Origin of the sequence: Salinicola halimionae (genome assembly GCF_003206065.1) — a bacterium.
In the GTDB taxonomy this organism is placed as follows: domain Bacteria; phylum Pseudomonadota; class Gammaproteobacteria; order Pseudomonadales; family Halomonadaceae; genus Salinicola; species Salinicola halimionae.
In genome coordinates this window covers 740,148-764,197 of sequence record NZ_PZJQ01000002.1, presented here as the reverse complement: position 1 = coordinate 764,197, position 24,050 = coordinate 740,148, and the positions used below count along the sequence as shown (strand labels likewise).

Annotated in this window: 22 protein-coding genes; 7 read left to right on the top strand and 15 right to left on the bottom strand. The window is 59.9% G+C overall.

All coding sequences use genetic code 11. The annotated features are described in order from the left end of the window. Positions 1–56 precede the first annotated feature (56 nt). The 10 genes from DOM27_RS04085 to DOM27_RS04040 form a co-directional block, all read right to left on the bottom strand. Entirely contained in the window at positions 57–989 is a 933-nt protein-coding gene (locus tag DOM27_RS04085) for a LysR substrate-binding domain-containing protein (protein ID WP_110654747.1), read from the bottom strand. A 259-nt stretch (positions 990–1,248) separates the two neighbouring features. Next, positions 1,249–2,439, bottom strand: a complete 1,191-nt coding sequence (locus tag DOM27_RS04080) for a glycoside hydrolase family 88 protein (RefSeq protein WP_110654746.1) — start codon at positions 2,437–2,439, stop codon at positions 1,249–1,251. A gap of 23 nt (positions 2,440–2,462) precedes the next feature. Continuing rightward, a complete protein-coding gene (locus tag DOM27_RS04075; protein WP_110654745.1) occupies positions 2,463–3,251 on the bottom strand; it encodes an enoyl-CoA hydratase/isomerase family protein in 789 nt (262 codons plus the stop codon). Positions 3,252–3,279: 28 nt separating this feature from the next. Continuing rightward, the gene (locus tag DOM27_RS04070) at positions 3,280–3,726 is read right to left on the bottom strand and encodes a MaoC family dehydratase (protein ID WP_110654744.1); all 447 of its coding nucleotides are present in this window, start codon (positions 3,724–3,726) and stop codon (positions 3,280–3,282) included. Between the two features lie 53 nt (positions 3,727–3,779). Beyond that, the gene (locus tag DOM27_RS04065; RefSeq protein WP_223162271.1) at positions 3,780–5,120 is read right to left on the bottom strand and encodes a TRAP transporter large permease; all 1,341 of its coding nucleotides are present in this window, start codon (positions 5,118–5,120) and stop codon (positions 3,780–3,782) included. 27 nt (positions 5,121–5,147) lie between these two features. Beyond that, on the bottom strand, positions 5,148–5,705 hold the full coding sequence (locus tag DOM27_RS04060; protein WP_157956712.1) for a TRAP transporter small permease: 558 nt from the start codon (positions 5,703–5,705) through the stop codon (positions 5,148–5,150). A gap of 121 nt (positions 5,706–5,826) precedes the next feature. Then, positions 5,827–6,879 (bottom strand): TRAP transporter substrate-binding protein, encoded by a 1,053-nt coding sequence (locus DOM27_RS04055; RefSeq protein ID WP_110654742.1) that lies wholly within the window; start codon positions 6,877–6,879, stop codon positions 5,827–5,829. Between the two features lie 79 nt (positions 6,880–6,958). Then, entirely contained in the window at positions 6,959–8,167 is a 1,209-nt protein-coding gene (locus tag DOM27_RS04050; RefSeq protein WP_110654741.1) for a CaiB/BaiF CoA transferase family protein, read from the bottom strand. Between the two features lie 106 nt (positions 8,168–8,273). Beyond that, positions 8,274–9,443: an acyl-CoA dehydrogenase family protein gene (locus DOM27_RS04045; RefSeq protein ID WP_188113675.1), complete on the bottom strand. Its 1,170-nt coding sequence runs from the start codon at positions 9,441–9,443 to the stop codon at positions 8,274–8,276. A gap of 66 nt (positions 9,444–9,509) precedes the next feature. Beyond that, on the bottom strand, positions 9,510–10,427 hold the full coding sequence (locus tag DOM27_RS04040; protein ID WP_188113674.1) for a MurR/RpiR family transcriptional regulator: 918 nt from the start codon (positions 10,425–10,427) through the stop codon (positions 9,510–9,512). A 306-nt stretch (positions 10,428–10,733) separates the two neighbouring features. On the opposite strand from DOM27_RS04040, the gene DOM27_RS04035 reads away from it, so the two are divergent. After that, entirely contained in the window at positions 10,734–11,858 is a 1,125-nt protein-coding gene (locus DOM27_RS04035) for a glycoside hydrolase family 88 protein (protein ID WP_110654738.1), read from the top strand. Here the strand turns inward: DOM27_RS04035 and DOM27_RS04030 are convergent. Continuing rightward, the gene (locus DOM27_RS04030; protein WP_110654737.1) at positions 11,855–12,763 is read right to left on the bottom strand and encodes a LysR family transcriptional regulator; all 909 of its coding nucleotides are present in this window, start codon (positions 12,761–12,763) and stop codon (positions 11,855–11,857) included. The genes DOM27_RS04035 and DOM27_RS04030 overlap by 4 nt on opposite strands. A gap of 118 nt (positions 12,764–12,881) precedes the next feature. Between DOM27_RS04030 and DOM27_RS04025 the strand changes: the two genes are divergently transcribed. Beyond that, entirely contained in the window at positions 12,882–13,751 is an 870-nt protein-coding gene (locus DOM27_RS04025) for an aldo/keto reductase family oxidoreductase (RefSeq protein WP_110654736.1), read from the top strand. 54 nt (positions 13,752–13,805) lie between these two features. Here DOM27_RS04025 and DOM27_RS04020 read toward each other — a convergent pair whose 3' ends face one another. After that, positions 13,806–14,738: a LysR family transcriptional regulator gene (locus DOM27_RS04020; protein ID WP_110654735.1), complete on the bottom strand. Its 933-nt coding sequence runs from the start codon at positions 14,736–14,738 to the stop codon at positions 13,806–13,808. A gap of 132 nt (positions 14,739–14,870) precedes the next feature. On the opposite strand from DOM27_RS04020, the gene DOM27_RS04015 reads away from it, so the two are divergent. Then, a complete protein-coding gene (locus DOM27_RS04015) occupies positions 14,871–16,040 on the top strand; it encodes a mandelate racemase/muconate lactonizing enzyme family protein (RefSeq protein WP_110654734.1) in 1,170 nt (389 codons plus the stop codon). A gap of 77 nt (positions 16,041–16,117) precedes the next feature. Here the strand turns inward: DOM27_RS04015 and DOM27_RS04010 are convergent, their stop codons facing one another. Then, on the bottom strand, positions 16,118–16,804 hold the full coding sequence (locus DOM27_RS04010) for a GntR family transcriptional regulator (RefSeq protein ID WP_110654733.1): 687 nt from the start codon (positions 16,802–16,804) through the stop codon (positions 16,118–16,120). 249 nt (positions 16,805–17,053) lie between these two features. Between DOM27_RS04010 and DOM27_RS04005 the strand changes: the two genes are divergently transcribed. From DOM27_RS04005 to DOM27_RS03990, 4 genes are all read left to right on the top strand, one after another. Further along, a complete protein-coding gene (locus DOM27_RS04005; RefSeq protein WP_110654732.1) occupies positions 17,054–18,076 on the top strand; it encodes a histone deacetylase family protein in 1,023 nt (340 codons plus the stop codon). Continuing rightward, positions 18,073–19,188 carry a phosphotransferase gene (locus tag DOM27_RS04000; RefSeq protein WP_110654731.1) on the top strand — a complete coding sequence of 372 codons (1,116 nt, stop codon included), beginning with the start codon at positions 18,073–18,075 and terminating at the stop codon, positions 19,186–19,188. The genes DOM27_RS04005 and DOM27_RS04000 overlap by 4 nt, the downstream gene beginning before the upstream one ends. After that, on the top strand, positions 19,185–20,465 hold the full coding sequence (locus tag DOM27_RS03995) for an aspartate aminotransferase family protein (protein WP_110654730.1): 1,281 nt from the start codon (positions 19,185–19,187) through the stop codon (positions 20,463–20,465). The genes DOM27_RS04000 and DOM27_RS03995 overlap by 4 nt, the downstream gene beginning before the upstream one ends. Before the next feature lie 63 nt (positions 20,466–20,528). Further along, complete coding sequence (locus tag DOM27_RS03990) at positions 20,529–21,224, top strand: SDR family NAD(P)-dependent oxidoreductase (protein ID WP_110654729.1); 696 nt, start codon at positions 20,529–20,531, stop codon at positions 21,222–21,224. 108 nt (positions 21,225–21,332) lie between these two features. Here DOM27_RS03990 and DOM27_RS03985 read toward each other — a convergent pair whose 3' ends face one another. Both DOM27_RS03985 and DOM27_RS18170 read right to left on the bottom strand, forming a co-directional pair. Then, on the bottom strand, positions 21,333–22,433 hold the full coding sequence (locus DOM27_RS03985; RefSeq protein WP_110654728.1) for an NADH:flavin oxidoreductase/NADH oxidase: 1,101 nt from the start codon (positions 22,431–22,433) through the stop codon (positions 21,333–21,335). Positions 22,434–22,592: 159 nt separating this feature from the next. Further along, positions 22,593–23,909, bottom strand: a complete 1,317-nt coding sequence (locus DOM27_RS18170; RefSeq protein WP_110654727.1) for a methyl-accepting chemotaxis protein — start codon at positions 23,907–23,909, stop codon at positions 22,593–22,595. Positions 23,910–24,050 lie beyond the last annotated feature (141 nt).

The following is a 24,050-nucleotide window of genomic DNA, read 5'->3' as shown; positions in this document are numbered from 1 at the left end:
AAGCGTTAAAAATGCATGGCAGCATGCGGCCAGCGCATCGATCCTGCGTCGGACGATCAATCTCCCTGCGGCGCCATCTCCAGCAGCCAGCGCTTGAAACAGCGCGTGGCGACGTTTTCCCGACGTTCGTCCGGCGTGATCAGAAAATAACCGCCCCCGTGACTCGCCCAGTGCGAGGTCGCGCGGACCAGTCGGCCCCTGTCGATCTGACTGTCGATGACGTGTTGCCAACCCAGCACGATGCCTTCGCCAAGTACCGCCATTTCGACCAGTGGCGGGTAGTGATTGATGGCGATGGCGTTGTTCAGGCTCACCGTCGGCAAATGGTGGTAGCGAAACCAGTCACGCCAGGAAATCCAAAGACTCTGGGCATCCTCGAGCACCAGCAGCGTCTCCTCGCTCAACTGCTCCGGCGTCAACCCCGAGTCCGGGCCAACCCCATGACGCTCACGACAGGCGTCGAGATAACCGGGCGCACAGACCGGAAAGACTTTCTCCGGAATCAGGTAAGTGGTCTCGAATCCCGGCAGAGACGCCTGCTTCAGGTAATACAGCCCGATATCGAACTCGAAGGAAGACAGAGACGTCACCCCATCGCGCACGATCAGACGCAGTTTGATGCTGGGGTATTGGCGCCGAAATTGACCCAGTCGTGGCGCCATCCAGAACTGCGCCACGCCGGCGGTGCAGGCAACCGTCAGCTCGCTCTCGGCGGTGCTTTTCATCACCTCGGCGGTAGCATTCACGCAGTCGTCCAGGATCGATCGAACCTGCAACGCGTAGGTTTCCCCCGCGCGCGTCAGCGCCAGTTGGCGCTGCTCGCGGATGAAAAGCTTGCGTCCCAGGAACTGCTCCAGGTGAACGATCTGCCGGCTCACCGCGCTCTGGGAAAGGTTCAGCTCGACGGCGGCGCGGGTAAAACTCATGTGCCGAACGGCCGCCTCGAAAGCGATCAGGGCGTTGAGCGGCGGCAGCGGCGACATGCGCATGAGAGACCCTCGGGAAAACGACGAAGGCGGTCAGGATACGTCATTGCGGGACCCGCCGTGCGCCCACCCGGAGCACTCGGTTCGAGTCAATGAATGAACGCGATGAAAGCCGGCAGCGGTGGCTTACTCATCGCCTGCCCTGGCAGTAGGGAAAGGAGCCCATGGAGTGCTGTCACCAAGGCGTCGACTCAAGCGCGCCGCAGCGCTCGATTCGACTCGAAGCGAGGAATACCCCTGCATTGCCATGCGTATGCGCAATCTAGAACGGCAGGAAGCTCCCGGGCATCATGACTTTGAGCAAAGCTTCGATGAAGTAATAGTCCCCGAACATGACGGCACTGTCGGGGCCAATGTTATGCGGCTTGGAATAGACACCGTGCCTGAGCAGGCCACGATGCCAGCCTTCCCGGGCAAGGTAATCATCGCAGAGCACGTCCAGCGTGCGCAGCGCGGCTTCGCGCCAAGTGCTCGCGGCCATCTTGTCAGGATGGAGCCGAGCGATGTCCAGAAAGCCGGCAGCGGCAATGGCCGCCGCGGACGAGTCATGCAGCCTATGTGGCACATCGGGATCATCGAAATCCCAAGGCGGAACACACCTCTCCCCCGTGCGGTGAAGATAGTAGTCGCCGAGATGAGCCGCGAGGTCGAGATAGTTCTCTCTGCCCGTGGCGCGCGATGTCGCGGTGAACCCGTAGATGGCCCAGGCTTGCCCCCGTGGCCAGCAGGAATCGTCTGCATAGCCCTGGAAGGTAAAGCCTCGAACGCGATCTCCGGAGGCAAGGTCATATTCGACCGCGTGATAGGTCGAGAGGTCCTCGCGTACCATGCCCCGCCAGGTCATTGCCGCATGCGCTTCACCCGCTAACCGGAAACTGCCGTCATCAGCGTAATCTGCCGCCCAGTAGAGCAGCGGTAGATTGGCCATCGTATCGATGGCTGACGATCGGCGGCCGCGAAGATCAGTCAACGGCCCCCAGGAAGAAATGAAAGCGCCCGAGCGCGTCGTTATCAGGCGACTCCGTAGCCGTCTCGCGGCCCGCAGCGCGATTTCCGCATAGCGCGTATCGCCGGTGACATGCGCAAAAGGAATGGCGCTGCTCTGGAAGATGAAGCCAATGTCGTGCGTGTTGCCGTCTTCGCAGCGCGCCTCCACGAGCCGCATTCTCTCGCGCGCCCACACCAGGAACTTCTCCTCCTGACTGTGCAGGTAAGCGGCAAGCAGCAACCCCACCCAGAAGCCACAGAACCAGTTGCCGTGGCTCCACGCCCGTCCGTCATAGCCCGCGGACACGGAAGCGGGCATCGTCAGCCAGCGGCCATCGGGCGCAGTGACATAAGGAAACTCGACTCCAATAATGGATTCGTCCTCGGATAGCTTGGAAACCAACAGATCGAGGGCTTCGGTATATCGGGCATGACGTGTCGAGGTCAACGATTGCAAGGCGTCCATGGTCCGGTCCCGTCTCCTATCATTCAATTGTCCGAAAAGGATGGATTAGCGTCTTTTTCCAGGAAAGCACGCACGCCCTCGCGGCAATCGTCCGTCCTGAATATGTGATCGCTGAGTTCCAGTACGCGCGCCAGCGCCTGCTGCTTGGGTAAATCGAACGCATCGCCGATGGAGCGTTTGCATGAAGCCAAGGCTTCCTTCGGGCCCTTGGCCAGGCTTTTGGCCAATATCGACGCTTCCAGCAGTGCCCGACCGGAAGCAACCACGCGGTTGACCAGTCCCCAGTGGTGGGCGGTCGTCGCGTCAATCGGCTCACCGAGTAGCATCATCTCCCTGGCACGCCCCTCGCCGATACGCCGGGTCACCCTGATCGTCCCGCCACTTCCCGGGATTGCGCCCAGCCGGATCTCCGGCAAAGCGAGGCTCGCCTGCTGCTCCGCCACGATGAGATCGCAGCAGACCGCCATTTCCAGACCGCCACCGAACGCCAGACCATTCAGCGCGGCAATCGTCGGCTTCGGAAACGTCTCGATGAGAGAGAAGGTTTCGTTCTCGAATGCCAGCTTGCGCTCGACGAAGTTGCCTCCCTCGATCAGGGCAGGAAATTCCCTCACGTCGGATCCCGCGCAGAACGCGCGCTCGCCGGCGCCGGTGATGATCAATGCCCGCACGGAGCGATCGGTACGCAGTTGCCCCAGTAATTGGGCCAGCTCCCGGGTCAGTGCCATGGAGACGACGTTCATCGGCGGATTCGTCAGGGTCAACACGGCAACCCCATCGCTTACGGCGCAATGGACCAGCTCATCGTTCATGCTCGGCTCCTTGCCTCGGATCATCTCGCTACGCCCCGGCTTTCAGCGCGGGATTCGGCACCCATTTGAGGATATGGTGAGCGACGGCGACCGTCTCCTCTGCCTGATTGACCACGGTAATGTCGGCCACCGTCCGCCGATTCTGCACGTCGACCTGAGCGATGCGATAACGCACGGTCACGGTATCGCCGATGAATACCGGCGCGATAAACCGAACGCGGTCATAGCCCAGCGAGACGGGGGTGGCATCCGAATCCTCCGTCATGCATGACTCGATCATCAGGCTCGAAGTGGTGGACATGAAACCCACGAGCAGCGCGCCGTGTGCGATGCGACTGCCGAAGGCGGACTTGCGCATGAACTCTTCGTTGACATGGTTGCCCGAAAAATCGCCGGTAATGCCCGCAAACATATAGATATCGGATTCACCCACCGTCTTGCTGAATTTCACTTCCTCACCGATGGTCACGTTCATGTTTAAGCTCCTATCGATCGTTAAGTGGCAATGCCGAGGTCGACTGCGCATCATCACGAGGGGCAGATGAATCCTTCCCCCCTGGGGTTGGGGAAACATCCCACGGACTGAGGCAAAAAATGACGCGGTAAAAACAGAGTGATATCGGGAAATATGACCATCAGCAAGATGACGACAAGAAAAACGACGTATATGGGAATGGCGCGCCAAAGCGCTCGAGAGAATGGAACCTCCGCGAAATTAGCCGCCAATAATAACGATAAACCGTAAGGCGGTGTGATAAGGCCAAAAGCCAATGTGACAATGGCGATCACGCCCATCTGTACCGGATTTATGTCGCCCAGCTGCACCAACCCGGCAATGATGGGCATGAATATCACAATGGCAGGAACGGCATCGATGAAATTGCCTACGATAATCAGAGCCACTACCAACAGCAGCATGATGATTATCGCGTTGGTACCCGCAACGTTTTCTATCCATCCCGATATCACCTGCGGACCCTGTAAATAGGCAACCATCCAGGCAAAGGCCGAAGCGCTGGCAACAGCCATCAGCGGCAATGAATAGAGTACCGCTGCACGCATGAAGTCAGCAGGCAACAGCTTGAAATGTCCTCTGACAACCAGAGGAATAACGACAAATATCGTATACATTACCGCGGCCATACCTGCTTCGGTAGGCGTAAAAAAACCACCGAGAATTCCACCTAAAATAAGGATGGGTATCATCATCGGTAGCAGGCTACGCTTGAGCGCCACGCCTCGCTGAGCCCAGGTGAAATGTTTCTGAGTCGTACCGATAGAACCAAAGAAATAATTGTAAATCATCAAGCCGATGCCAATGAGAACCCCGGGAATAATACCGCCAATGAACAACGCCGAGATGGAGACGCCACCGGTCGCCCCATAGACAATGGCCATGATGCTGGGGGGTATCATGTTGGCAATTGTCGATGCGGCCGCCACTAATGCTGCTGAACGAGCAGGGTCGTAACCCGCCGTTTTCATCGAAGGTAACAATACGCGGCTGATGGCGGCGACATCGGCATTGGATGAGCCCGAGATACCTGCAAACAGCATGCTGAACAAGGTGACAACCTGAGCCAGTCCACCTCTAATATGGCCCACGAGAGACTCCGCCAGATCGACGATACGCTGAGACACGTTCGTCGATGCCAATAGCTCGCCAGCCAGCATGAAGAAGGGAATTGCCAACAAGGCAGTGGAGTTCACGCCTTCAAAGAGTTGACCGATGATCGAAGCAAACGAGACATCAGTGCACATCGTACCCAGTAACACACCCGCCAGAATGGCAAATGGCACCGGCACGCCGATAAAACCCAAAAACAAAAAAACAAATGTCATCAGTAATACGATCGATCCATTTTCCATATCGAGCCTCCTGATTCACTGAAATAGTTATATGGAATTGTTTTCAGTGTTTGTTTCGCTTTTTGGGGGAAGGGGCTTTCGATGATCAAAAAGAACGTTTTTCCAGGCATGAACCAGACGTTCAAAACTGAATATCGCCGTCAGCACACCACACATCGGGACCGACGCCGTTATCACGGCAATAGGCGTTCCGGTAGTTTCAAGATAATTATGAAATCCCTGCAGGAAGTTGATATAACCAAATATGGCAAAGCAGCCGGCCGTCACCAACATGACCAGCTGGATAAACGTGACGAATCCAAGCTGCCAGTACGTAGGCAAGTTTTCGACAAAACTAGCCAGCGTAAAATGCTCGTTCCGCCTTACTGCTACGCTTCCGCCTAAAAAAATACCCCAGACGAAAGTACCGACAATCAGTTCGTTTAGCCACAAGACAGGGGTATTCGTCAGCCGTGTAATAACATTAATCAAAACAGAAAAGGTGAAGGTGGTCAGCAACAGGCCGCACGTCACGATCAAAATGAATTCTAGAGGATCAAGCGCTTTCCACTTGAGCTCTCTTTCCCTTTCGCTCACGATTTTCATGTTTAGTATCATGCTGCATTCTCTCTTAATATCTATGCCATGAAGTAGTGCTGGCGCCTATGGCCAAACCAGCACTATCTATACGATTGATCAGCATAAACTTAAATGAGCACGCAGATAGTCAAGTGGTTATGGTCCTGATCTGGTCTAATATCTTGACCGCGTGGGGACCGAGATCATGCGCGATTTTATCCTGCAACGGCGTGGCTATATCGATGAAGCTCTGCTTATCTACCTTGTCATAGAACTCTATGCCCATCTTGGCGTACTTCTTCTTCATCTTCTCCACCAGGTCCGCCGCCTGTGGCGGCTGCTCCCGGCTTGTCGTGACGGCGGCTTCCTGGACCCACTCTCGTTCCTGGCTAGTGAGGCCTTGCAGCGCTCGCGAGCTTATCCACAGAACCTGAAAATTACCTTCATGCTGCGAGAGGGAAACGACCGGTGCTACTTCGTAAAGCTTGAAGCTGCCATAGTAGCTAATGGCATTTTCGGCCATATCGATGACCCCGGTCTGTAAGGAGGTATAGACCTCTGTGAAAGGCATATGAACTGGGATCGCGCCGTAAGCGCTAAAGAACGTATCTTCAGTCTGGGTTGCCTGCACTCGGAATTTTTTGCCCTTTAAATCGCCGACATCATGTACCTGTGTTTTGGGCGCGAAGAAGTCTCGTAGCGGCAGAGTAAACAGAGCCAATGGCTCCGCGCCCTGCGTGTTCTGACGCGCCATTTCAATATATAGCTGCCTGATTTTTTCGTCGGTCACCGCTTTTTCGACCTGTCCGAAATTCTCGACCAGATAATGCAGCGAGAACACTCCCGATTGTGGAACGAACTGAGATGCATTGGCCGTCGACGATATAATGACATCGATATCTCCCGATGTTACCTTTCTTAGCAGAGTGGGTTCCGAACCCAGCTGCGCACCCGGATACTGGGTGATAGTCATCTTTCCATTGCTGGCTTTTTCCAGCGCTTGTTGAAAAACGTTTGCGCCGATTTCCTGACCTGTTCCCCTAGGCCCTTCGTAGGCAAATTTAAGCTTTTTCGCATCCGGCGCAGCTCTGGATTCCAGCGGTATACCAAACGCCGCCATCCCGAGCAGTCCGGCCCCTCCTATCAACAGATTTCGCCGACTAACGGTTCCAATCGGAAAACTACGAGACTCGTTATTCATGGTTGCTTCTCCGTTTTTGCAGACTGGGTGGTGCTCTGTCTACATTTTTTAATTATGCTCGTAAGGCATTATGGGAGAGTCACGAAGGGGGCGTTGCTGCTACATGAACGACCCCTCTTGTGGCCAATTCTGTTATTTCTTGATCTCTGTAGCCGAGTCCTTCGAGAACCTCCTTCGTATGCTCACCGAGTTGGGCGGGGAAAGACTTCGTTTGGCTATCTTCATCGGAAAACTGTATCGGGCATCTCAAGAACCTGACTGTCCCTGCCGTACCGTGTTCGCAAGACTCAAAGGGGTTGAGTGAGTTGATGGCGGGATCGTTGATAGTTTCTTGGTAGGAGTTGACCCGCTGCGCCCAGACATCGTGTTCGCGCAGGATGCGTTCCCACTCTGCCGCCGGGCGCTGTTTCAACGCGCTCCCCAGGATCGTTGCGATCTCCTTCTTGTACTTCCAGGCATCCTGCTTCTCCTGGAAGTCGTGTAGTTCAGGACAGGCAGTCGCCTGTGCCACCTTGCCGATCGGCGACAGCGAAATGGCAATATAGCCTTCGGCGGTGGCATAGATTCCATAGGGCGCCTGGTGGAACCCACTCCCCAGGCCATCGGGACTCCGGCTGACGTCGTAGCCGTTGAGCTGGTAGGAGATGGATTCGAGCTGCAGGTCCAGAGCCGCGCGCGCCATGGTGATCTGCACGTGCTCGCCTTCCCCCGTTCGCTCGCGTTTGAAAAGTGCGGCCAGGACACCCAAGGCTAGCAGCGCGGCGGCATGCTGATCGATGACCGCGGTTCCTACGGGAGTTGGCGGGCCGTCGGCGGCTCCAGTGATGTCGGCGAGGCCGGTCATGGCCTGCAGCAGCAGGTCCTGTCCGGGCAGATTCCGATAGGGGCCACGTTCACCATAGCCCGACGCCGAGACGTAGATGACCGAAGGGTTGATCTCGCGGACGGCATCGAAGCCTAGCCCGAGTCGCTCCGCGATACCGGGCCGAAAATTCTGGACCACGACATCGGCCTCTTTCGCCAGTTCGAGTGCCAGCTGCTTGCCCTCCTCGCTCTTGAGGTCGAGACATACGCTCTTGGCGTTCCGATTCGCCAGCATGTAGAACATGCTCCTGCCGTCCAGAAACAGATCGGCACCGCTCCAGTGACGCTCGTAGGCCCCCCGCGGCGGCTCGACCTTGATGACTTCCGCGCCGAGATCCGAAAGAAACTGCACGCCGGAAGGGCCGAGAAGAAACTGCGTCAAGCTCAGAACTTTGATGCCTTTCAAGGATTCGAAACCGCTCATGAATCAGCTCCCAGTGCCGCCGTTTTTCAACGCGCTTGCTGGCGCGTCATGTCATGGAACCGTATTGAAACTGCCGCTACTCGATCCGTTTCGCCCCCCAACTGTGCTAAAGACCCATCCGATAGCCGATGTCCATGTTGCCGCGCAGCAGGGCCTGGCCGATGACCATGCGCTGTATCTGATTGGTGCCCTCGTATATCTGCATGACCTTGGCGTCGCGAAAGAATCGCTCCGCCGGATATTCCCGCGAATAGCCCGCGCCTCCGAGAATCTGGATGGCGTCGCTCGAGGCCTGCATGGCGACGTCGGAGGCCAGCAGCTTGCCGATCGAGGCATCGAGGAAGAAGTGATCCCCGCTGTCGCGTTTCATGGCAGCCCGGTGCACGATCTCTCGGGCGGCCTCGAGATGGGAAAAGTTGTCCGCCAGCGGAAAGGAGACACCCTGATATTTGCCGATCGATCGGCCGAAGGCCTGTCGATCGCGGGCATAGTCGGTGGCCAGCATGACGCTGCCGCGAGCAATACCTAGCGCCAGTGCAGCGATCGCGATGCGCCCAAGGTTGAAGGAATACTCGGCAAGCTCGAAGCCCTGTCCGGCGCTGCCGAGCAGGTGAGACAATGGAATTCTGACCCGATCGAACACGAGGCCGCCCGTTGCCTCACCGTGCATGCCCATCAGCGCTTCCTTGCGACCGCGGCCAAAGCCTGGACGATCAGCCTCGACAAAGTAGGCGCTCATCCGCTGCTTCCTGTCCGCGACTTTTTCCGAGACGGCAAACACGATGGCCGCATCGCACACCATCCCCATCGTGATGAACTGCTTTTCGCCACTCAGCGTGTAGCCCTCCTCGTTCCGCTCGGCCGTGGTGGATATGCTGGCAATGTCGGAACCCGCTCCCGCCTCGGTCATGGCAACGCTGATGAATTTTCTGCCGGTGACGATGGCCTCGACCCAGCGGGTCTTTAGCTCGTCGCTGGCGAACTTGAACAGGAACTCGGCGTAGCAGCTCTGCAACATGTTGATGTTGGCCATCACCGGACTTACCGTCGCGATTTCCTCTAGGATTTCGGCGAAAAATCGCGTCGACGCCCCCAGGCCACCGTGGTTTTCCGGCAATGTCACGCCGACCAACCCCAGTTCGTGCATTTCCTTGACCAGGTCCCAAGGCACCTCATCCTCGGCATCGATCTGTGCCGCCCGCGGTGAAACACGCTCCTGCACGAACTTTCTGGCCGTCTCGATCCCCAGGCGTTCTTCGGGACTCATGTCACTCATCATCCATGCTCCATTGATGGATTCCGCCGGAGGGGCAGCTCCGTCACATTCAAATTCAGAAGCGCTTCATCGTTTCTTTTCGTCAGCCAAAATGCTGAGCAGATTATCCATACTGTTGAGTTCGAAGCTTTCGAGCGCTGCCACCAGATCCCGCGCCTTGTCGATATGCGAACCAACGCTATCCTTGGCCTTGGCGGCAGCGGCATAGATAAGGGAGTTGACCAAGGCCGTACTGCCACCGGTGGCCGACGAGAACCACACCGGGTTATGGGTCACAAGGCACTCTTCTGTGAGCTTGGCCACAGGGGAGCTCTCGCTATCGGTTATGGCAATCACGTGAACGCCGAGTGACTTGCAGGCGCGGACGGTCTTCACCGTCGTCGACGTGTAAGGACTGTAGGAGAACGCCACCAGTACATCGTCCGAGGTCAACGACGCGAGCTTGTCGGGGAGGTCATCGCCACTGTTGTCGAGACGGAAGACATCTGGCCGGACATAACGCATACCAACGGTAAAATGAACGGCGAGGCTGAGGGATCCTCTCAATCCCAATACATAGAGGGATTTTGCGCTTGTCAGACGATCGATGACCTTCTCGTAGCGTTCAGGCGAGATCGAATGCCGGGTCTTTTCGATATGGGTTATCTCGTTTTGCATGACATTCTGAAAGACGTCATAGCTCGACTCCGCCCGGCCTAGCCCCAAATGCTCGCTGACGAACCTGACGCGTTCCAGCGACTCCCGCGAGCGCAGCAGGTGCCTGACATGAGATCCCAGCAGCTGCTGCAGATCCGCCAGCCCCTTGAAGCCGATGCCCTGGGCAAAGCGGACGACCGTCGAGGCACTGACACCGACTGCGGCACCGATCTCGGCCGCAGTCTGGGTAAGCCCCTCCCAGGGGTGCTCGCAAAGATATTCCGCGATAGCACGCTGTGAATTACTCAGGTTGTCATGATCCAGCAAGTAGCGACTCAAGCTGGACACGTCGTTTTCTCCGCTCATCCTGCTCCCACTTATCAACGATGTCTGGTCCGATCAGATACCTGGATTCAGAACGCCAAGTCTGATCACTTCTATCTGCTCAACCGAGCCATGAAATAAAGGTTGCACTATAACCATGCCAATGCAATACGCGTTGCACCAAAGTGCAATGAACCGAAATTGCATTCGGGAATATGCTCGTCCGGGAGGATCTCGGCTGCTCCATCACGTAGGGGGGTACCGGCATCGTCGCGGTATGCCGACGTCCACAGTTGTAGAATCAATGCCGTGCCGAGGAGACGTTCGATCATGGAATTGGCTAATCTGCAGCAGAAATGCCTGATTAAAATCGCCTATATGCAGGAGACGTTGCGGGGCGACTTTCCGCATATCACAAGAAACGGTGAATGGCTGACCAATCGGGATGGCCATTGGACAGGCGGCTTCTGGGTGGGATTGCTTTGGCTCAGGGCATTGCATGAGGCCAACGGAGAAAAACAAAGAGCAGTGGCCTTGGAGCAGGCACTGGCACTTGCAGTTCGTCAGAACGACAACAAGACCCATGACATGGGATTCATCTTCGGTCCTAGTTGCGTGTTCGGTAACCATATTGCTCCCGACGACCGCCTGGTTCGCATGGCGGTGGCGGGCGCCTACAACATGCTGGATCTATTCGACGCTGAGACGGGATTGATTCTGGCGTGGAACGAGCCCGGCTACGAAGGAACGGCCATCGTCGATACCATCATGAACGTGCCGCTCATGCTGTGGGCATCGACGCAGGAAGGCGACCCAAAGCTTCGCGAGACCGCACTCATGGTGTCAGATCGAATAATGCAGCATCACGTCCGGAACGACGCCTCGATCTACCACGTAGTGCGCTGGGACACGACGAGTCATGACATCGTCGAACGCACCACCCATCAGGGGCACGCCGACGAGTCCTGCTGGTCGCGCGGTCAGGCCTGGGCGCTGTACGGCTTCGCGAACGTGTATCGCTATACCGACAGCCGGACGTATCTGGACGTTTCACAGCGGCTGGCCGAGTACTTCTGGGCGCATCTGGATACGCGGCTGTTCCTGCCCCGCTGGGACTTCTGCTTCAGAGACCACGAGAAGGAGCCGCTAGATGCCTCGGCGGCCGCCATTGCAGCCGCTGGCATGCTGTTGTTGGCCAAGATGCTGGAACGGACCCGTCAGCGGGCATCCGCAGCGCTCTGGAAGACAAGGGGCAAGACGCTTATCGAGGCGCTGTCGGAGCACTGTCTTTATCGCGAGATGAACAAGTTCGGGATCCTTGAGCGAGTCACCGTTGATAGACCCCGAAACTCCGGAGTGAACGAGTCTTCAATGTATGGCGATTACTACTTTATGGAGGCCATCCATCGCTACATCACTTTTGACGACAAAGAGGCGTCAGCAATTCTTTATTAAGCTTCCACACCCTGGCCACGAACGAAATCGATGAAGGCCCTCAGCGGCGCGGGTACCAGCCTTCGATCCGAATAGTAGAGATAGGGACCCGTGAACCGTGGCCACCAGGATTCGAGCACCGGCACCAGCGCGCCGCTTTGAAGATACGGTTCAAGCCACTGCTCGAACAGCATGATCAGGCCGACGCCCTGCAGCGCCGCCTCGACACCAAGATCCACGCCGCCGCCGATGCTGACCTGCAGCGGCCCACGGGGCTCGATGCGAATCGACTCGCTTTCCCGCTCGAACTCCCAGACGGCCAGATTGCCGTTGGTGAAACGGCCTTGGATGCAGGCGTGCTGCAGCAGATCGCGGGGATGCGCGGGCGTGCCGCAACGAGACAGGTAGTCGGGCGAGGCGACCAGCGCGAAACGCTGCTCCCGAGGTCCGATGGGCACTGCGATCATGTCCTGCTCGAGCAGTTCGTCGTAGCGAATGCCGGCATCGAAACCCGCTGCCAACGTATCCGTCGCCGCGCTATCGGCGGTGATCTCCACGCGGATGTCCGGGTATGCCTTGAGGAAGGCGGGCAGAATGGAAGGCAGGATCAGTCGCGACGCGCTCACGGGCACATTGAGACGCAGGGTGCCGGCGGGACGATCCCGAAAACCGTTGATCGCATCCAGCGCGCTTTCCACTTCGTCGATGGCGGGCGCCAGCCGCGTGACCAGCGCGGTACCGGCCTCGGTCAGGGTTACCGCCCGCGTGGTGCGATGAAACAGCCGGATGCCAAGTGCGGTTTCCGCACGCCGTACCGCATCGCTCAAGCGTGATGGGCTACTACCGGTCAGCCGCGCCGCTTCCCGAAAACCCTTTGCCTTGGCAACGGCCAGCACTACCTGAAGATCGCTGAGATCGGCGCTCATTGTGCAGTTAACCGTACGACGTGTATTGATTGAACCCAATAGTCGCACAACTCTGACGGGCCTACCATGAGCGCACATTAAGCGTCTGACACATCGTCAACGACACAGGAGTGAACGCATGTCCGTCATTGAAAAAGCCGGCACTTACGCGCTCGGCGACCGTCAGGTCAAACGGCTGGGCTACGGGGCGATGCAGCTGGCCGGGCCTGGGGTGTTCGGCCCGCCCGAGGATCCCTCTCGCGCCGTTCAAGTGCTCGAGGATGTCATCGCGGCCGGCATCGATCATATCGATACCTCGGATTTTTACGGCCCCCACATCACCAATCAACTGATCAGGCAGGCATTGCATCCTTATCCGAGCGATCTCTGCATCGTCACCAAGGTCAGCGCTCGCCGCGACGAAACCGGGGCCTGGCTTCCCGCCCTTTCCCCAGCCGAGCTCACTCAGGCGGTAGAAGACAATCTGCGCAACCTGGGCCTGGAGCAGATGGAGGTCGTGAACCTGCGCAGCATGCTGGACGTGCACGGTCCGGCGGAAGGCTCGCTGGAGGCGCCGCTGACGACGCTCGCCGAGCTCCGCGAACGCGGCCTGATCAAGCATATCGGGCTGAGTAACGTCACCGCCACGCAGGTCGCCGATGGACGGAAAATCGCCCCCATCGTCTGCGTGCAGAATCAGTACAACCTGGCCAATCGCGCCGACGATGCGCTAATCGATCAGTTGGCCGCGGACGGCATTCCCTATGTGCCGTTCTTCCCGCTGGGTGGCTTCACGCCCTTGCAGTCGGACACGCTCTCCGATGTGGCGAAGACGCTCAATGCCACGCCGATGCAGGTGGCACTCGCTTGGCTGCTCAAGCGTGCGCCCAACATTCTGCTGATCCCCGGCACCTCGTCACCTGAGCATCTGCAGCAGAACATCGAGGCGGCGGCACTGGAGATTCCCGAGACGCAGATGGCGCTGCTGGATCGTATTGGTGGCGAATAAAGCGACCAAAGTTCAAACGAACGGCTTCGGAGCGTCCAGACGCAGAGCCACGGTCTAAGCCAGTGTCGTCAGACGCTGCCAGAATGCCTCGGCGGAGGCAGGCAGCGTCGCCTTGGCGCGAGTGATGTGGATCTCGACCGGAATATCCCAGTCGGGTCCGAGTGCGCGGACCAGGTGCCCCTCGCGCCACTCGGCCTCCGCGAGGATGAGCGGCAACCAGGCCAGGCCCTTGTTCTCGAGCGCCATCGACATCAGCACCGCCGCCAGATGGCTCGTGAACAGCGGCTCCCGCGAGTCGAATTCGCCGTCGCGGCGCAGGCGATGAGCCACGATGCGTCCCAGCCCCGAGGCTTCGGTGTAGGCCAGATAAGGAACGACGGGATCGCCCGCCGTCAAAAAGTCGAAACCAGTGACCGACCCGCCGTCATTATCCGCGCCAAATTCCCTCCCCAGTTCGGCACCGATCATCGGTATCAGTGTGTCCTGCTCGATCTTGCGGCTCATGAACTGGCTCGGGTCGAGTCGCATAGGCACTTCAGGGTGACGATGACTGAGCAGGAAATGCACCCGGCCCTGCATCAGCATCTGCTCGCAACCCGCCATGCTTTCGGTGTGCAGTTGTAGCGCCTCGATCGGCATCCCGCTTTCGACCTGACGAATCCAGCGTGGAAAGAACGTGAACGACAGCGAATGCGTTGCCGCGAATTGCAGGGTTCGAGCAGTCTTTCCCGCCACCTCTCGCACCTCTTCTCGTAACCGGTGCAAGCGGTTGGCGGACTCCAACGCCCCGCCGCGCATCGCCCGCCCAGCCTCGGTCAGCGACGTTCCCTGCGGCGTACGCGCGAACAGGGTGACGCCCATCCACGCTTCCAGCGCGCGTATTCTGCGGCTGAAGGCCGGCTGAGTGATATGACGTGCCTCGGCCGCGCGCACGAAGCTGCCGTGCTCCGCCAGCGCGATGAAGTCCTCGAGCCAGACGAGTTCCATGAGCCTACTCCCCTGATACCAATGCTGGAGGCAATGCCGTTTCAGTATGACAAACCCCGTTAATAGCATTGGCTGCTCCTACAAAGCCAGGGCTATCGTGGCGATCTCCTCATTATCAGCGAGTGATAAGCCATGCGCATTGTGGATATTCGAGAACAGACCGCATCGATCGCGTCCCCCATCGCCAACGCCTATATCGATTTTTCCAAGATGACCTGTTCGGTGGTCGCGGTCGTCACCGACGTGATCCGCGACGGCAAGCCGGTGATCGGTTACGGTTTCAACTCCAACGGCCGCTACGGCCAGGGCGCGCTGATGCGCGATCGCTTTCTGGCGCGGGTGCTGGAGGCCGACCCCGATACGCTGATCGATCACGATCGCGACAACCTGGACCCGTTCGCCATCTGGAAGACTTTGATGACCAACGAGAAGCCAGGCGGCCACGGCGAGCGCTCCGTGGCAGTCGGCACCATCGACATGGCGATCTGGGATGCCGTGGCCAAGATAGAAGGCAAACCGCTCTATCGGCTGCTGGCGGAGCGCTATCGCAATGGCCAGGCGGACAACAAGGTCTGGGTCTACGCCGCCGGCGGTTATTACTATCCCGGCAAGGACCACTCGAAGCTTCAGGACGAGATGCGGGGCTATCTCGATCGCGGCTACAGCGTGGTCAAGATGAAGATCGGCGCGGCGCCGCTGGACGAGGATCTACGCCGGATCGAGGCAGTGCTGGAGGTGGTCGGAGACGGCAGCCGCCTGGCGGTCGACGCCAACGGGCGCTTCGATCAGCCGACGGCCATCGCCTATGCCGAAGCGCTCAAGCCCTACGGCCTGTTCTGGTACGAAGAAGCCGGCGACCCGCTCGATTACGCATTGCAGGCGGAGCTGGCGAACCACTACGACCTGCCCATGGCGACCGGCGAGAATCTGTTCTCGCATCAGGATGCCCGCAACCTGCTGCGCTACGCCGGCATGCGCCCCGACCGCGATTACCTGCAGTTCGACTGCGCGCTCTCCTACGGTCTGGTGGAGTATCTACGCACCCTGGAAGTCATGGCCGAGATGGGATGGTCCAGCCGTCGCGTGGTACCCCACGGCGGCCACCAGATGTCGCTCAACATCGCCGCCGGTCTGCATTTGGGCGGCAACGAATCCTACCCGGACGTGTTCCAGCCTTTCGGGGGGTTCGCCGACGGAATCCGCGTCGAAAACGGCTATGTGGGTTTGCCGGACGTGCCGGGGGTTGGCTTCGAGGCGAAATCGGCGCTCTACAAAGTCATGCGCGAGCTCGGCGGCGAGTGAAAGCGCTTCGACGCGACTCCGTTAGCGAGCCGTCTATTCGATAGCGCTGGGCCGGAATTCGACAGATCGGCCGGGAGTTAACGATGCCTGCCGACATCCGCCTGCATCGCGGTCAAGAACCGGGACATCATCTCGTAGCCGTCCTCGATGTCACGGCGGATCGCGGCGCGAGCCGCTTCCTCGTCGCGCGACTCCAGCGCTTCCAGCACCTCCCAGTGATGCTGGATCGCCACACGCTCGGAGAAGGCGCGATAGGCCAGCGCGATCACCGGCCCAGCACGCATCCACAGGCTGTCGATGAAGTGCTCGAGCAGCGGTGACTCAGCCAGTGTCACCAGTGCGAAGTGGAACTGCTGGTTGAGTTTCATCGCGTCGGCCATATCGCCGGCCGCGATCGCTCGATGGTTGGACTCGACCTGCCGAGTCAGCTGCGTCACACCGGCGGCATCGATGTTCACCACCGCCAGCGCCGCGGCCATTCCCTCGAGTTCCAGCCGCAGCCGATAGATTTCCTCGTACTGCGCGACGTCGATCACCGGCACGCGAATGTCGCGTGCGGTGCGCATCTCCAGCACTTTTTCCTTGCACAGTCGCAGGATCGCATCGCGCACCGGCGTAACGCTGGTGCCGAACTGCTCGGCCAGTTCTCGAATACGCAGACGGTCATTGGGCTTGAGCTGCCCGCTGATCAGCGAGTCGCGTAGATGGGCATAGACATTGCTGCCGAGCGAAGCGTGCTCGACGCGATCAAAGCAGTGATCCATATCGTCTCTCTAAGCAGGAAAGCCGGCGCCACGCTAACGCGAACCTCGGTATCTGCCCAGCCAGCAGCGGCATGGCCTCACTCCTGACCTGGCTGCTGGCTCGGCTCTTGTCTTGGTTCGTCTTGTCTTAGCTCGTCTTTTTATAGCTCGCCTTGGCTACAGAGCGGAGTCGGCGTAAGCTCGTCGTTATGATGCATCATATATCGAATGAACGATAGCGGACCGACAACAACGATTCAGGAGTCACGCGTGCACGTTTTCTCGAGCGATACCCATCACGGCCATGACCCGCAATTCTTCGTCGTTCGCGGCCAGATCAGACGTAGCAACGAGCAGCCGGAGCGCGCCGAGCGCCTGAAGCTGGCGGCCCAGCGTGCCGGGCACACCATCGCTCCGGCCGATACCTTCGACCGCGAGACTTTGGAAACAGTGCATACGCCGCGCTATCTCGACTTTCTCGAAAACGTACACGCGCGCTGGCTGGAACTCGAGGACAGCAATCCGGAAGAGGTGATTCCCAACGTCCATCCCTTCCCTGGCGAACCCTGCACCTACCCCCAGCATCTGGTCGGCCGGGTGGGCTTTCATCTGGGTGACATGGCAGCGGCTATTGGTGCTGGCACGTGGCGCGCCGCCGAGGGTGCAGCGCATTGCGCGCTGAGCGCGGTGCAGCACGTGCAGGGCGGCGCTCGCGCGGCCTATGCACTGTGTCGGCCGCCGGGGCATCATGCCTACGCCGAACGCGCCAACGGTTTCTGCTATCTCAACAACGCCGCCATCGCGGCCTGCGATCTACGCCCTCACCACGAACGCGTGGCGATACTCGATATCGATGTGCATCACGGCAACGGCACCCAGGGCGTCTTCTACGATCGCGCCGACGTATTGACGATCTCGCTGCACGCCGACCCCCACTATATGACACCGTTTTTCACCGGCCATGCTCACGAAACGGGCCGCGACGCGGGCGAGGGCTACAACCTCAATCTGCCATTGCCGAAGGGGCTGAATACCGAAGGTTATCTGCGTGAGCTGGAGCGCGCCTGTGATCGCATCGCCGCTTTTGCCCCTGGAGCCCTGGTGGTGTCATTGGGGCTCGACGCGTACGAGCACGATCCCTACCAGGGCGTGGCGGTCACCACCGAAGGCTTCGAGCGCATCACGAGGCGTATCGCCCAGCTCGGCCTGCCCACCGTGTTGATACAGGAAGGCGGCTATCTCTCCGACGCGCTGGGCGACAACCTGGCGAGCGCCCTGGCGGGATTCGCATGAGTCCCGGCTCGAAAGATCAGCCGACGGTCGGCGCCGACGGGACCGCTACGGCATCCGGGGACGTACTCGATGCGCCATCCATCGACGTCTCGCCGGGAGACGCCCACAAGCTGCTCGAGGCGCGTTTCGGCCTCAAAGCCACACTGACGCCACTGGCCGGTGAGCGCGATCGTAACTTCCGTGCCACCGCTGCAGACGGCCGGCGCTATCTGCTCAAGTTCACCCATCCGGCGGAGCGCGAGGCGGTGACGGACTTCCAGGTCCGCGCGCTGACACGGCTGGCCGAGCGCGACCCGGCCCTACCGATCCCGCGAGTCGTGAGGGCGCTCGATGGCGATCCGGCGCCGGGGTATCGACTCGATGGCGGCCGGCACAGTCGCGTGCGTCTATCCACCTTCCTGGCCGGAACACCACTGGCCGGCCACGTCTCCTCGACGGCATTCCGCCATACGCTGGGCAAATGGCTGGCGCGTATCGATGATGCGCTTGCCGACTTTCGGCATCCGGTGGCCGATCAGCGCATGCCCTGGGATCTGCAGCGCGCCCATGAACTGCTCCCGCAGACAGCCTGCCTCGCCGAGCGCGAGTCGCGCGAGTTGATTCATCAGCGGCTGGCCGCTTTCGACAAGCAGCTGCGGCCGTATCTGGCCCGGCTGCCACGTCAGCCGGTCCATAACGACCTCAACGGCCATAACGTGCTGTTTACACCTGAAGAGCCGGACTGCCCGGCGGGTATCATCGACTTCGGCGATATGTTGTTCGCACCGCGAATCGTCGATCTAGCCGTCGCGGCGGCGTACCAGATGAACGATCCTCGAGATCCGCTGGCCGGCGCACTCGCGCTGATCGCCGGCTATCACCGACAATCGGCGCTGGCTGCAGCGGAGATCGAGCTCTTGCGCGGTCTGATCGAAACCCGTCTGGCCATGGCGATCACGGTTTCCACGCACCGAGCCCTACAGCATCCGGACAACGCCGCCTACCTGCTGCGCAACACGGCAGTCTCGTGGCGGGCGCTGCGCTATTGCACCGACCTGTCGGATACCACATTCGAAAGACGCTTGTACGCCTCGCTCGACGACAACGCCATCCCTGGAGGCCTACCCGCATGACGGATTCCTACGATGAGGCGCTGCTCGAGCGCCGCCGGCGACTGCTCGGCGCCTCCTATCGGTTGTTCTATACCGAGCCGTTTCATCCGGTACGCGGTGATGGTGTATGGCTTTTCGACCGCCATGGCACGGCGCATCTGGACGCCTACAACAACGTCGCCTGCGTCGGCCACTGTCACCCGCGCGTGGTGGCGGCGATAGCGCATCAGGCCGCGACGCTCAATACGCACACCCGCTATCTGCACGAGACGATTCTCGACTGTGCCGAGCGGATCATCGACACGCTACCGGCACCGCTCGAGCAGATGGTTTTCACCTGCTCCGGCAGCGAAGCCAACGACCTGGCCCTACGCATGGCGCGCGCCTTCACCGGCAGCGAGGGCGTGATCGTCACCGAACTGGCCTATCACGGCGTAACCCAGGCGATCGCCGAGGCATCTCCGTCGCTGGGCAGCCGCGTCAAGCTGGGTGATGCCGTCAGAACCGTGCCGGCGCCGGTCGATCATGGCGACGGCGCGGCGGCGATGGGTGAGCGTTTCGCCGCTGGCGTGCAGGCGGCGATCAACGATCTCGCCGCCGACGGCATCCGCCCCGCCGCAATGTTGCTCGATAGCGTCTTCTCGAGCGATGGCATCGTCACCGATCCGGTCGGATTTCTAGGCCCGGCAGTGGACACGATACGCCGTGCCGGCGGGCTCTATATTGCCGACGAGGTCCAGGCCGGGCTCGGTCGTACCGGCGTGATGTGGGGCTTCCCACGCCACGGCGTCAGCGCCGATCTAGTCACGCTGGGTAAACCGCTGGGCAACGGCCATCCGGTGGCGGGCGTCGTGGCGCGTCGCGACGTCATGGACCATTTCGGCGACGTGGCGCGCTACTTCAACACCTTCGGCGGTAACCCGGTGGCCTGCGCCGCCGCGCTCGCGGTGCAGGACGTGATCGCTGAAGAAAACATCGTCGAGAAGGCCGCCAAGGTCGGTCACTATCTGCATGAGCGGCTGGCCGAGCTGGCCCAGGCGAGCGGGCGACTTGGCGACATTCGCGGTGCCGGTCTGCTCGCCGGCGTCGAGGTGCTCGACGACAACGGCCAATCGGACGCCACGGCCGCGCAAGCGCTGGTCGACGCGCTGCGCCAACGCCGTGTCCTGATCAGCGCCACCGGCCCCGGCGGCAACGTGCTCAAGATCCGGCCACCGCTGGTGTTCAGGCGTGACCACGTCGATCGTCTCGGCGAGGCGCTGGGTGAGTGCCTCGCGCAACACGGGAGCCTTCCCTAGTCTGATGGAGTCAACCTAGACGCCGTTACCCGCCACCTTCCCTTCTTCTTCGAGGAGTCCGAGATGTCCGATGACGCCCCCGTGGTCATGATCAGCGGTGCCAATCGCGGCATTGGCGCCGCCATCGCCGAAACCCTTCACGCTGCGGGCTGGCGCGTCAGCCTCGGCTGTCGAAGCGAACCGGCCGAACGCCCGGAACGCAAGGACTGGCTGGTCTGCCATTACGATGCGCTCGACTCGCAGAGCGGCCAGGCCTGGGTCGAAGACACCATTCGCGTTTTCGGTCGCATCGATGCATTGATCAACAATGCCGGCATTCTCAGCCGGTCTTCGGTGCTGGAAGCGAGCAGCGATGAGTTCGATCAGGTCATGGCCGTCAACGCGAAGGCACCGATGCTGCTGACACAGCAGGTCTGGCCGCACCTCGTCGACGCCGAACAGGGCAAGGTGGTGTCGATCGTATCGCTCTCGGGTAAACGAGTGCGATCGGCGGGGTCGGGCCTCTATGCCATGAGCAAGTTCGCGGCTCAGGCCTTCGTTCATGGCCTGCGCCAGTGCAGCGCCGAAACGCGCGTACGCGCCACGGCGATCTGTCCCGGCTTCGTCGCCACCGATATGGCGGCGGGGGCCAACGTCGAAGCGACGGACGTTACCCAGCCCGAAGACGTGGCACGGATCGTGCGCCTGCTGCTGGAACTGCCGCCTAGCGCCGGCATTGCCGAAGTTCCGGTCAACTGGCGTATCGAAGATACGATCTAGTGACCGGCAGCGAAGCACCTGAAAAACGACCACGCCCCGCATCGCTGCTGCGATGCGGGGCGTGATCGATGCACCTCGCTCGTCGGTCGGAAAGTCGCTGTCATCGACTCATTCGAACAGTTCTTTCAGCGTATGCGGCTGGCTGCGCAGGTACTGCTTGGGGGCGTGCACGCTGGCACCCAGCTTGGCGGCGGCGTGCCACGGCCAGCGCGGATCAAAAAGCATGCCGCGTGCCAGCGCGACGGCGTCCGCTTCACCGCTGAAGACAATGCCTTCGGCTTGTTCCGGCTCGGTGATCAGCCCCACCGCAAATACCGGCATCGCGACTTCCTGTTTCATGCGCCGGGCGAACGGTACCTGATAACTGGGACCGACATCGAGCGCCTGGCGTGGATCGAGACCACCACCGGAGCAGTCGATAAAGCTGCAGCCACGGGCGTCGAGCGCCTTGGCCAACGCCACGCTCTGCTCCAGATCCCAGCCGCCTTCGACCCAGTCACTGCCGGAGATACGAATACCCACCGGCTTTTCGCTCGGGAACACTTCACGCACGGCGTCGAATATCTCGAGGATTAGCCGCATGCGATTTTCCAGACTGCCGCCGTACTCGTCGTCGCGCTGATTCGAAAGCGGCGACAGGAACTCGTGCAGCAGATAACCATGCGCCGCGTGCAGTTCGATCAATTCAAAGCCGAGACGCTCGGCACGTTTGGCCGAGGCGACGAAGTTTGCCTTGAGCGCCTCGATATCCTCGAGACTCATCGCCTGTGGCGGCCGCTGGCCCTCCTGATACGCGACGGCGGACGGCGCAATCGTCTGCCATCCCCCGGCTTCGAGGCTCAATTGGGCTCCGCCTTCCCACGGCGCCTGACAGGAAGCCTTGCGACCGGCGTGGCCCAACTGGATGCCGATCGGCATCGGCGAATGGGCCCGCACGGCCTCGAGCATACGCGCCATTGCCTGCTCGTTGGCGTCCGAGTAGAGCCCCACGTCGCCTGGGGTAATGCGTCCTTCCGGGGCGACCGAGGAGGCTTCGACGATCAGCAGTCCGGCACCGGAGAGCGCCAGATTGCCGAGATGGATCGTATGCCAGTCGGTCATGTTGCCGTTGTCATCCGCGGAGTACTGACACATCGGAGAGATGACGACACGATTGGGCAGTTCGAGTCTGCCGAGCTTGAGCGGCGTAAACAGCTTGGGAGAAGCCATGAAAGAATTTCCTGAAACGAATGATGGCAAGAAATGTAGCTGGCTAATAATTCTTTGGCAATGGCTATACCGAGCAAGAGCCACAAATGGCCGTACCTGGCGATAGCCCAAAAAGGAGATCCGCAGATAGACGGGCGATCGGTTACGACACGCCCACATTCATGGCGCACAACGCAGGACCGGGGCGTTCTCCGCTTCGAGGTGATGCAGGGTCGAGGTAACAAGGGCAATGGCACTGACGACGTCGTTGGCCCCGGCGCGAATTCTGTCGATGGCATTGCCGGCTTCCCCCGCCATGCGGACGCCGTTTTCCACGCTGCCCAGACAGGCCTGCATGCCACCCCTCACTTCGTGGGTGAGATCGCGCAGGCTGGCAACGGTAGCGGTGATATCGCGGGTGGCTTGCGAGGTGCATATCGACAGTTGGCGTACTTCGTGGGACACCACCGCGAAGCCGCGGCCATGCTCGCCGGCACGGGCCGCCTCGATGGCGGCATTGAGCGCCAGCAGATTGGTCTGCTCGGCGATATCACGAATGCTTTCGATGACCGCGTTAATATCGGCCGAGCGTTGCGCCAGGGTGTCGATCTGCTGCGACGCGGCCGCAACCTGATCGGCGATACAGCGAATTTCGGTGATGGTCTCGTTGATGATACGTGAACCGTCGTTGGCGGAAGTTTCCGTATTCGACGAGATGCGATAAGCCATTTGCGCGCTTTCGTTCTCACGTGTCACGCGGTCGGTGATGTCGGTGGCGAACTTGACCACTTTATAGAGCTGCCCCTCGGAATCGAAGACCGGGTTATAGCTCGCTTCGAGCCACAGCGTTCGACCTTGCCTGTCGAGTCGTTTGAACTGCCCCGACATGAATTCACCAGCGTTCAGATGGGCCCAGAACTCACGGTATTTCTGGCTTGCAGCATAGTCTCGCTCACAGAATATCCGATGATGCGTCCCTTGGAGTTCTTCTAAAGCATAGCCCACCGCGTTCAGGAAATTATCGTTGGCCGCCAGGATATGGCCGTCCGGGGAGAACTCGATAACCGCCATGGCGCGATCGATGGCGTTGAGTCGGCTGTGCATGTCCTGCTCGTCGCGCACCCGCGCAGTGATATCGGTGGCCGTCTTGACCACGCGGATGACCTTGCCACGGCGGTTGCGGATCGGATTGTAAGACGCTTCCAGCCAGAGGATGCGACCGTCTCCGGTGATGCGTTTGAAACGACCGGCAATGAATTCGCCTTGACGCAGCCGCTCCCAGAAGGCCGCGTATTCATGACTCGCCGCCAGCGCCGGATCGCAGAGTCGGCGGTGGTGCTGGCCGATCAAATCGTCGGCACGATACCCGGTGATGTCGAGAAAGTTGGTATTGGCGGCAAGGATGATGCCATCGCGGGAAAACTCGATGATGGCCATGGCACGATGAATGGCGTCGAGCACGGTTTCATGATGACGCGGCGAGCGAAAGAGTGCCATGTCCTGCGTTCCTTTTATTATTCATCGAGTATTGTTCGTCGAGCTCTATAGCGAGTCATCCGGAATTCTGTAGTGCGTGCCCGGAACGACGTTATTACCGGGTGTATTTCAACCAGGCTAAGTGCGTTGCAACTACTATCG

Excerpts from the sequence above, each read along its gene's own strand:
- DOM27_RS04085 (WP_110654747.1), bottom strand. The coding sequence starts at position 989 with ATGCGCATGTCGCCGCTGCCGCCGCTCAACGCCCTGATCGCTTTCGAG.
- DOM27_RS04080 (WP_110654746.1), bottom strand. The coding sequence starts at position 2,439 with ATGGACGCCTTGCAATCGTTGACCTCGACACGTCATGCCCGATATACC.
- DOM27_RS04075 (WP_110654745.1), bottom strand. The coding sequence starts at position 3,251 with ATGAACGATGAGCTGGTCCATTGCGCCGTAAGCGATGGGGTTGCCGTG.
- DOM27_RS04070 (WP_110654744.1), bottom strand. The coding sequence starts at position 3,726 with ATGAACGTGACCATCGGTGAGGAAGTGAAATTCAGCAAGACGGTGGGT.
- DOM27_RS04065 (WP_223162271.1), bottom strand. The coding sequence starts at position 5,120 with ATGGAAAATGGATCGATCGTATTACTGATGACATTTGTTTTTTTGTTT.
- DOM27_RS04060 (WP_157956712.1), bottom strand. The coding sequence starts at position 5,705 with ATGAAAATCGTGAGCGAAAGGGAAAGAGAGCTCAAGTGGAAAGCGCTT.
- DOM27_RS04055 (WP_110654742.1), bottom strand. The coding sequence starts at position 6,879 with ATGAATAACGAGTCTCGTAGTTTTCCGATTGGAACCGTTAGTCGGCGA.
- DOM27_RS04050 (WP_110654741.1), bottom strand. The coding sequence starts at position 8,167 with ATGAGCGGTTTCGAATCCTTGAAAGGCATCAAAGTTCTGAGCTTGACG.
- DOM27_RS04045 (WP_188113675.1), bottom strand. The coding sequence starts at position 9,443 with ATGAGTGACATGAGTCCCGAAGAACGCCTGGGGATCGAGACGGCCAGA.
- DOM27_RS04035 (WP_110654738.1), top strand. The coding sequence starts at position 10,734 with ATGGAATTGGCTAATCTGCAGCAGAAATGCCTGATTAAAATCGCCTAT.
- DOM27_RS04030 (WP_110654737.1), bottom strand. The coding sequence starts at position 12,763 with ATGAGCGCCGATCTCAGCGATCTTCAGGTAGTGCTGGCCGTTGCCAAG.
- DOM27_RS04025 (WP_110654736.1), top strand. The coding sequence starts at position 12,882 with ATGTCCGTCATTGAAAAAGCCGGCACTTACGCGCTCGGCGACCGTCAG.
- DOM27_RS04020 (WP_110654735.1), bottom strand. The coding sequence starts at position 14,738 with ATGGAACTCGTCTGGCTCGAGGACTTCATCGCGCTGGCGGAGCACGGC.
- DOM27_RS04015 (WP_110654734.1), top strand. The coding sequence starts at position 14,871 with ATGCGCATTGTGGATATTCGAGAACAGACCGCATCGATCGCGTCCCCC.
- DOM27_RS04010 (WP_110654733.1), bottom strand. The coding sequence starts at position 16,804 with ATGGATCACTGCTTTGATCGCGTCGAGCACGCTTCGCTCGGCAGCAAT.
- DOM27_RS04000 (WP_110654731.1), top strand. The coding sequence starts at position 18,073 with ATGAGTCCCGGCTCGAAAGATCAGCCGACGGTCGGCGCCGACGGGACC.
- DOM27_RS03995 (WP_110654730.1), top strand. The coding sequence starts at position 19,185 with ATGACGGATTCCTACGATGAGGCGCTGCTCGAGCGCCGCCGGCGACTG.
- DOM27_RS03990 (WP_110654729.1), top strand. The coding sequence starts at position 20,529 with ATGTCCGATGACGCCCCCGTGGTCATGATCAGCGGTGCCAATCGCGGC.
- DOM27_RS03985 (WP_110654728.1), bottom strand. The coding sequence starts at position 22,433 with ATGGCTTCTCCCAAGCTGTTTACGCCGCTCAAGCTCGGCAGACTCGAA.
- DOM27_RS18170 (WP_110654727.1), bottom strand. The coding sequence starts at position 23,909 with ATGGCACTCTTTCGCTCGCCGCGTCATCATGAAACCGTGCTCGACGCC.